General features: G+C 53.1%; 7 protein-coding genes. 5 read left to right on the top strand and 2 right to left on the bottom strand.

Annotation, left to right across the window (positions count from 1 at the left end; translation table 11 throughout):
* Positions 1–6: 6 nt before the first annotated feature.
* Positions 7–357, bottom strand: a complete 351-nt coding sequence (locus tag ACIQ20_RS14905; RefSeq protein WP_395781656.1) for a DUF3088 domain-containing protein — start codon at positions 355–357, stop codon at positions 7–9.
* 1,148 nt (positions 358–1,505) lie between these two features.
* Between ACIQ20_RS14905 and ACIQ20_RS14910 the strand changes: the two genes are divergently transcribed.
* The 3 genes from ACIQ20_RS14910 (at position 1,506) to ACIQ20_RS14920 (ending at position 4,189) form a co-directional block, all read left to right on the top strand.
* A complete protein-coding gene (locus ACIQ20_RS14910) occupies positions 1,506–2,309 on the top strand; it encodes a hypothetical protein (RefSeq protein WP_395781658.1) in 804 nt (267 codons plus the stop codon).
* A 35-nt stretch (positions 2,310–2,344) separates the two neighbouring features.
* Positions 2,345–3,604 (top strand): pilus assembly protein TadG-related protein, encoded by a 1,260-nt coding sequence (locus ACIQ20_RS14915; RefSeq protein ID WP_395781660.1) that lies wholly within the window; start codon positions 2,345–2,347, stop codon positions 3,602–3,604.
* 96 nt (positions 3,605–3,700) lie between these two features.
* The gene (locus ACIQ20_RS14920) at positions 3,701–4,189 is read left to right on the top strand and encodes a TspO/MBR family protein (protein WP_395781662.1); all 489 of its coding nucleotides are present in this window, start codon (positions 3,701–3,703) and stop codon (positions 4,187–4,189) included.
* A gap of 44 nt (positions 4,190–4,233) precedes the next feature.
* Here the strand turns inward: ACIQ20_RS14920 and ACIQ20_RS14925 are convergent, their stop codons facing one another.
* Positions 4,234–5,481, bottom strand: coding sequence for an exo-beta-N-acetylmuramidase NamZ domain-containing protein (locus ACIQ20_RS14925; RefSeq protein ID WP_395781664.1), 1,248 nt, complete (start codon positions 5,479–5,481; stop codon positions 4,234–4,236).
* 506 nt (positions 5,482–5,987) lie between these two features.
* Between ACIQ20_RS14925 and ACIQ20_RS14930 the strand changes: the two genes are divergently transcribed.
* Both ACIQ20_RS14930 and ACIQ20_RS14935 read left to right on the top strand, forming a co-directional pair.
* Positions 5,988–6,314, top strand: a complete 327-nt coding sequence (locus ACIQ20_RS14930) for a helix-turn-helix domain-containing protein (RefSeq protein ID WP_395781666.1) — start codon at positions 5,988–5,990, stop codon at positions 6,312–6,314.
* The gene (locus ACIQ20_RS14935; protein WP_395781668.1) at positions 6,311–7,558 is read left to right on the top strand and encodes a type II toxin-antitoxin system HipA family toxin; all 1,248 of its coding nucleotides are present in this window, start codon (positions 6,311–6,313) and stop codon (positions 7,556–7,558) included. Before ACIQ20_RS14930 ends, ACIQ20_RS14935 begins: the two co-directional genes overlap by 4 nt.
* Positions 7,559–7,584: the final 26 nt, after the last annotated feature.

Genomic DNA, 7,584 nt, shown 5'->3' on the forward strand with positions numbered 1-7,584 from the left:
TGTCGTCTAAGGATGCGGCGCTGGAATATTATGACGAGACGAAAGGGCTTGAAGGATATCATCCTTGCCTGCCACAAACTGTCGCCCCCTAGAATATCTGGCACCGGACTGCTCTGAGGCATCATCTGCAAAGACAAGAACGGGGAGTGATTGGTTTTCTTCGCCGATCAATTGAATGACTTCTTGCCGTGGTCTAGGCCAGTCGATCCGAACAATGTTCAGCCGGGTTAGAAGCGCTGGAAAGCTAACCAATACGCCCTCTAGCAAGGCACAATGCCAGCAATAAAAGCGCGTATCGGGAAAAGCGGGATCTAAAAAGTCTGGCTTAATCAAAATCAGCGTGTCGCGATCCACCATTATAATTGTTCCTTCGCCGATACTATTCTGACGACTAAATTGTTTGCGGCCGTTTTTCAAATTGGCCTAAACTAAAGCGCAATCAATCGTTGAACGGCAGCTTTCCTGACCCAAGCCCCGAAAACCAGACCAGCCGCGATCGGCCAAACCTGGCCGAAATATGGACAGACTCAAATGCGCCAAGGGTTGCCGTTTCTGGCAGTTTTGTGGGTTGCTCGAAGGCGGACATTCTCTTGGATATCGATGTACGAGTTGGTCAAACACCTAACCTTCACTTCGACCCTCGAAGATACAGTATTTCTTCGACCAGAGCGGTACTCCCTTTGCTTTCCCCGCCCACTCTAGCGAGCAAGAACGCCCTGATGCCTTGCCTACACGGGAGGATTTGCTTGATAACCAGTTGGAACTCGACGCCAAATATTTTGTCTTTTCCAACGAGACATTGGCTTCATGCAAGATAGCATGCGCGCGGCAGCGTGACCTCTCAATTAGATGACGACCACTTTTGCAGGTGCCCTGAGGCCTGTCGGGTGTATGGCAACAAGAGTTTTGAACGGACCGACAACGGGTGAGGGTTTTATAGGTTATTTCCAAAAGGTCCTCATACCCACGAAGCAAGCCCGAAGAACACTGTAACATATAGGTCCCATTGACCCAGGAGTTAACCAAGTTATTGGCTTGTACTTTGTTCTTCACAGATGCGTGTTCTTTGTAATCGAAATCACAATTTCGTGATTATTGTATTGACTTGATGAGTGAATTCTGGCTTCCTGCCGGAACATTAAAATTTTTTAATTTACCGAGTTTTGAACAGGCTGCCCATGTCGGGGATACGTAACTTAGCTGCTCTCGCGACCACGGCGTCAACCAGTCGGGTGCTCAATTTGCTTCAGGTCGGGAAGCGCTTCGCTGACGATCCTTTATACAAAGAGGCTCCGCTGTTCACCAACGATCTTCTGAACCGGTCGATCATAGTCAAGCACCGGCTGCGGCGAGATGAAGTTTATCTAATCCCAAATTCTACACTCGTTGCGACGAAAATTATTCTCCCGCTTGACCTTGACGATCTGAAATTGGGCGGGCGCTCAGTTTTTGTGAATCAAAAAGGATTTAAGCAGACGATTTGCGACTTTGTTGGTTTTGATGAAATGCAGCTGGAGAAAGACTTTTCAGTCTTGGACATGTTGAACCAGCTGCCTTCTCTCGATCCTTTTTTGGTTCGCGAGCAATTGCGCCGAAACCAACACGAGCCTGCCGAATGCTATTTCCCAATATCGCCTGCCGACGCCCAGCGCATGCAAAGCTTCACCAACTCAGAGATGGCCCCGCTAATCCGGATGGCTTTTGGAACCAAGAGTGTCAGCAACGATGGCATGGTTGGCAAAATGGCCAACGCACTTTTGGTTGCAGATAATGGTGGGGTACTCAACCCCCTGCGTGAGACATTGGGCTTGCACGGCGATCAGTTCACTCAGGGCATCTTCAGCTGGAAGGGTTTCATCTATTACAAATGGCAATTCTCGGAAATGATGCAAGGCCTAATCCGCGTATCGAAGGAGATGGACAAGATCACGCCGTCAGGACCCAATGATGCTGCAACGCCAGAGGAATTTCGCCTGCTAAAGACGTCCATCCGCGCACGGATCCGAGAAACCGCCCGCAGCTGTAGTCAAGTTCTGACGCTCTACGATGATGCGTTCGCCGACCTAGTCGACCGTGGCAACACGGCAGCTTTCCGGAGGTTCCTATTGAAGGCCCCACTGCTTTTCCTGGATCTTGGCCATTCGATGGGCATGATCTCGCATATCTCTTCGTTCTGGGCTTACCGCTTCCAAAGCGGTTCGGCCGGGCTACTTAAATGGAAAGAGTTCTATGATATTCTGGTAGAATTTGAGCTTGGACTTGCTCCCCCCCCCATCTCAAACGCAGCGTTGGTAGAGCAAGAATTATGACCAACCCTAATCATGCAAAATCCTGCTAAGTTCGAATGTTTCCGCGTTTACCATCGCGATCTTCAAGAAAGGCCCGCGTCCAGTCCGGCAAAATAGCCATAATGGCTGGCATCGCGATCGTGCCGCTGGCGATGATTATTGCCATGACGAGCGAGCTTGTGTCGCTGAGTTCTGAAAGAGCTTTGATGCAATCGGCCGCGGATGCTGCGGCCCTTTCTGGGGCTCAAAATCTAATCTTAGTTGGCTCAAATGCCCGGCAAACGCCAGCGGATGTTGAAAGCTTTGCGATGGCTCAAGTTGGCGCGTTCGCAAGCCGTGCGACGGTTTCGTTTAAGGCAGCCCAAGGCAGTGATGGCTCCTACACGGTTGAAGGACTTGCAATTCGATCCTCGTTTTTCGGAAATTTAGTGCCGAAGGGCGGCTTTCGTATTGAAGTGAAATCGATCGCCGAATCCATGCATGTGCAACCTTTGTGTGTAATTGGCGCGGATGACACAATGCCGAAAGGGAAGGCCATTATCGCAACCGAAAATAGCGGTATTCGCGCCCGAAACTGTATCGTTCACGCCAATGGTAATTTTGAGTTGCTTGTGAATGCGACAGTTGAGGCCGGCACCTCGCGCGCCGTGGGAAAAGCCACGGGCTTAGGCTTCAAGCCCGCTGCACATAGCGGTGCCCTAAAGGTCACGGATCCATTCGCACTCCGAAACATAGCACCGCCCAAGCCCTGTCATAGCGTGCCTGATGGTGGCGATAAGGTCATTGATAAGGGTACTATAACTTTGTCGCCGGGTATTCATCGCACTGAATATGAAATACAAGGAAACTCTGCGCTAATACTCAAGCCCGGCGAACACTACTTCTGTGAGGATGTGAGAATTCGACACAGCGGATCTTTGCAAGGTAACGATGTTTTATTAATGTTTGCAGAACGCACCGCCTTGAGTGCGGTCGATAATGCTTCAGTTTCCTTGTCTGGGCGCGAGTCAGGAGATTGGGCGGGTTTTGTGATTGTTGCAACGCGCGGAAATGATGTAACCTTTACTATCACGTCTAACAGAGTCGATCAGCTGTTGGGGACGATCTGTCTTCCCATGACGAAGCTTTCGGTCAGGGCCAAGGGGGATGTGGCAGAGGGCTCTAAATGGAGCGTGATTGTTGCACGAAACATCAACCTTAGCGGCACTGCACGGCTGGTCATTAACTCCGATTATGAGGGTTCCCCCGTGCCTGTGCCTATCGGGGTGGGGAATCAAGCCGGCGGTACCAAGGTACCGTTGCGCCTGCGCCAGTAGAGTTTAAGGCGATACCATGCTGACTTTGGGTTAAACTTTTCCGTTATCTAGGCATCGTTGCTTGCTAGTTGGGCCCATAGGTCACATATACGCCCTATGCCAGAACCACATATCATAGCTGCGATTTTATGGGCGCTCATTCTCGCTGGTGCGGGCGGCGCGCTGACCAGTATTGGGCCGTGGTATCGCAATCTCAAAAAGCCAAGTTGGCAGCCGCCCGATTGGCTGTTTGGCCCGGCTTGGACTTTGATTTTGTCATCGGCAGCTTGGGCTGCGGTACTCGCCTGGGAAGGGGCCGCCAACCGTTCCGATCAGATGATTGTAATCGGGCTTTTTGCTGCCAACTTTGTGTTTCACTTTGCGTGGTCACCTCTATTCTTTGCGCTTAAGCGGCCTGATTGGGCGTTGAAGGAATCCTTCCTGCTTTGGGGCTCAGTTGTCGCACTTTGCGTTGGTGTGTTGCCTTATTCGGCGCTCGCAAGCGCGCTCTTGCTGCCCTATGTGCTTTGGGTCACTTTTGCGACCTACCTCAATTATGTCATCGTGAAACTCAATGGACCATTTCAAAGTCCAGCTTCGCCCTAATCGGCGGTGTTTGAGGGGCGTGCGGCCCCCGTTTCAGGTCACTCCTAGTACAACAGCCTGCGGGCACGCTTTAACTTGAAAGCGGCCAGCTCTGGCTGCCAACGCGACTTTATGGCGTCCACGCTTTCCCCGGCAAGAATCGCCTCGCGCAGCCACGACACACCAGCCAGCTTATCGAAGAAGGGCGGATCGCCGGGCAAGAACGAAAAATCCTTGCCGTGGTGGCGTGCGACGTCGAGCAAGATCGCGATACCGGCATCTACGGGCGCAAGGGCTGCGCGATCTGCGATATGCACCTGCACGCCCGCGCACAACTGACCCTGAAACTTGGAGAAGGATGGCGTAAACCAAGCCGGCCGGAAGTTGGCTCCGGGCAAGTTGCGCTTATTGAGTCTATCGGCAAGCGCAGGCGCGTCGATGAAGGGCGCACCAATCAGTTCGAACGGCCTAGTAGTGCCACGCCCCTCAGACAGGTTTGTGCCTTCGATCAGGCAGGTGCCGGGATAGAGGAAAGCGGTGTCGATTGTGGGCATATTGGGTGAGGGCGGCACCCAGGGCAGACCGGTCTTGGTGCCATCGTCGGTTCGTCGCCAATTGGTGCATTTCACCACATTGAGGTCACAACCAATGCCGAAATCTGTATTCATCATCAAGGCTAGTTCGCCAAGGGTCATCCCGTGGCGAATGGGGATCGGGTAGGCTCCGACAAAGCTCGCCAAGGCCGGGTACAAGACTGGTCCTTCGACCCTGATACCGCCAATCGGGTTGGGCCGGTCGGCTACAATGACGCCAATCCCGGCTTCTCGCGCGGCCTGCATGACAAGCGCAAGCGTCCATGGATAGGTATAAAACCGCGCGCCAATATCTTGGATATCAAACACCAACACATCCAAACCGGTGAGCATGGCAGGCGTTGGTTTGCGGGTAGTTCCATAAAGGCTGTAGGCGGAAAGGCCTGTGCGAGCATCCACGCGATCAGCCACGGCAGCACCTGCTTGGGCATCGCCCCGCACCCCGTGCTCTGGACCAAATAGAGCCGCCAATTTGAAGTCCCTCGCCCGCGCCATCAGATCAATTGCACTTTCGAGTTTCACCGTGACACCTGTTGGATTGGTGATCAGGCCAACCCGCTTGCCTGTAAGGAGGGCGCGCTTGGGACCCAAAAGAACGTCCAAGCCTGGCAGAACTCTTCCAGCCCGTGCTTGGGCACCCACAGGTGTGCCAGTTGCTAAAGTGCTCGCTGTCGCCACGCCTAAAAGGCTGCGCCGGGAAAATGCTCTGATGCGTTCCATCAACACCCTCTCCAGCGAGCACAAGGCCAAACCATGCAATGACCCAGCTCACCAAGGACAAATTCTAAGAAAACAGGTTTAGTCGAGACGCAGCGAGCTGCAAGCGCCAGCACCATCAGCTTAAACCAGCGGGATTTCAGCTGGCGCGGGTCATTCCCTATTCGGCCCCTATTTGGCTCGATTGGTGATTCAGCCCCAGATACCTGGGGACGTCGCCTCATGCACCGACTAAGGCGCGAAGCGCAGCAGGACGGGTGCCAGGTTCGCACCCTGATGGAGAGAGTAACTACCTTCTTGGGGTAACCGATTTCTCCCGGCTTGGTGCCTTAAGGTTCAAGAAAAAGGGGGAAGACCGTTTTCTCGCAATCAGTCCAAATAGCATACCAGCGCTCCTCGATATCCGCCTATTCTTCAGTTCCAGTCAGAGCCTTGGGATTCAATTATAACTTGATGAAATGTCATCTTCATGCTACAAAAAATACGATAAAGACTTGTGAAGATCACATATGCCAACACCTCATCATCCCTCTTCTGCTGTTCAGCGCGCTTTGCGCGCGCTTGGGGCTGACTTGCGCGATGCACGCAAGCGTCGGGAATTGCCAATGCAGATCGTTGCCGAACGCGCCTTTACATCACGATCTACCCTGCAACGCGTCGAAAGCGGCGACCCAAGCGTCAGCATCGGCATTTACGCGGCGGTGATGCAAGCATTAGGGCTTCTTGACGGGCTTGGAACTCTCGCTGACATCAACAACGACCCGGTAGGAAAGATCTTGGCCAGCGCGGCTTTACCCAAACGCGTCCATCTGAAGTCCAGGAGTATCCGTCCATGAACGATATCGAGGTCTATGTTGACCTATCTGGCGAGACTTTCCTGGTCGGTCTCGCGCGGATCAACCGCGCGCGCGGCAATGAAACCATGGTCTTTGAGTATGATCGGGCGTGGTTGGAAAGTACCAATCGATTTGCCCTGGAGCCAGGGCTGCCATTGTTGCGAGGCGGGTTTTCGCCTGGCGCGGGTCATTCCCTATTCGGCTCGATTGGTGATTCAGCCCCGGATACCTGGGGACGTCGCCTCATGCAGCGTGCAGAGCGGCGCGCTGCCCAAAAGGAAGGCCGCCAGGTTCGCACTCTAATGGAGACTGACTACCTTCTTGGGGTAACCGATTTCTCCCGCCTTGGTGCCTTAAGGTTCAAGAAAAAGGCGGAAGACCGTTTTCTCGCAATCAGTCCAAATGGCGTACCAGCGCTCCTTGACCTCGGTCGCTTGCTGCAATCCAGCGACCGCATCTTGTCGGACGAAGAGACCGATGAAGACCTGCAGATGATTTTTGCGCCTGGTTCCTCACTTGGCGGTGCCCGGCCGAAGGCTTCTATCCTCGATCAAAACGGAGATCTCTCAATCGCCAAGTTCCCAAAGGAAAATGACGACTACAGTATTGAAACCTGGGAGGAGATCGCATTGAGATTGGCAAGCCTTTCTGGCATCCAAACGCCAACACATGCGTTAGTGAAGGTCGCCGGGCGAGCGGTTCTTCTTTCAAAGCGCTTTGATCGGTCAGGCATTTACCGCATGCCTTTTTTGTCGGCGATGGCCATGACAGCCTCGCGCGACGGGCAAACCGGTTCCTATCCGGAATTAGTCGACGCTCTGGGCGTACATGGCGCACAAGCACGTCTCGACTCCCGTCAACTTTATCGCCGCGTTGTTTTTAATGTCATGATATCCAATGTTGACGATCACTTGCGAAATCACGGGTTCCTTTGGGCAGGTAAAGCAGGCTGGATACTCTCTCCAGCTTATGACCTAAACCCGGTTCCAACCGACCTAAAGCCCCGCATCCTGTCAACCAATATCGATCTTGACGAGGCTACCTGCTCGCTCGACCTATTGGAAAGCGCTTGTGGCTATTTCGGCTTGGGCTTGAAGGAGGCGCGCCTGATTATTCGCGAAGTCGCACAAGTTACAAAAAACTGGCGCGTGATTGCAGTCGAGGTCGGTGCTAAAGCATCAGAAATAAGCCGAATGGCGACTGCTTTTGAACATGAAGATTTGAATCGCGCATTGAAGCTTTAACAAATCACGACCCGGCCGTTTGTATT

This window comes from Aquidulcibacter sp., assembly GCF_044346625.1.
In the GTDB taxonomy this organism is placed as follows: Bacteria; Pseudomonadota; Alphaproteobacteria; order Caulobacterales; family Aquidulcibacteraceae; genus Aquidulcibacter.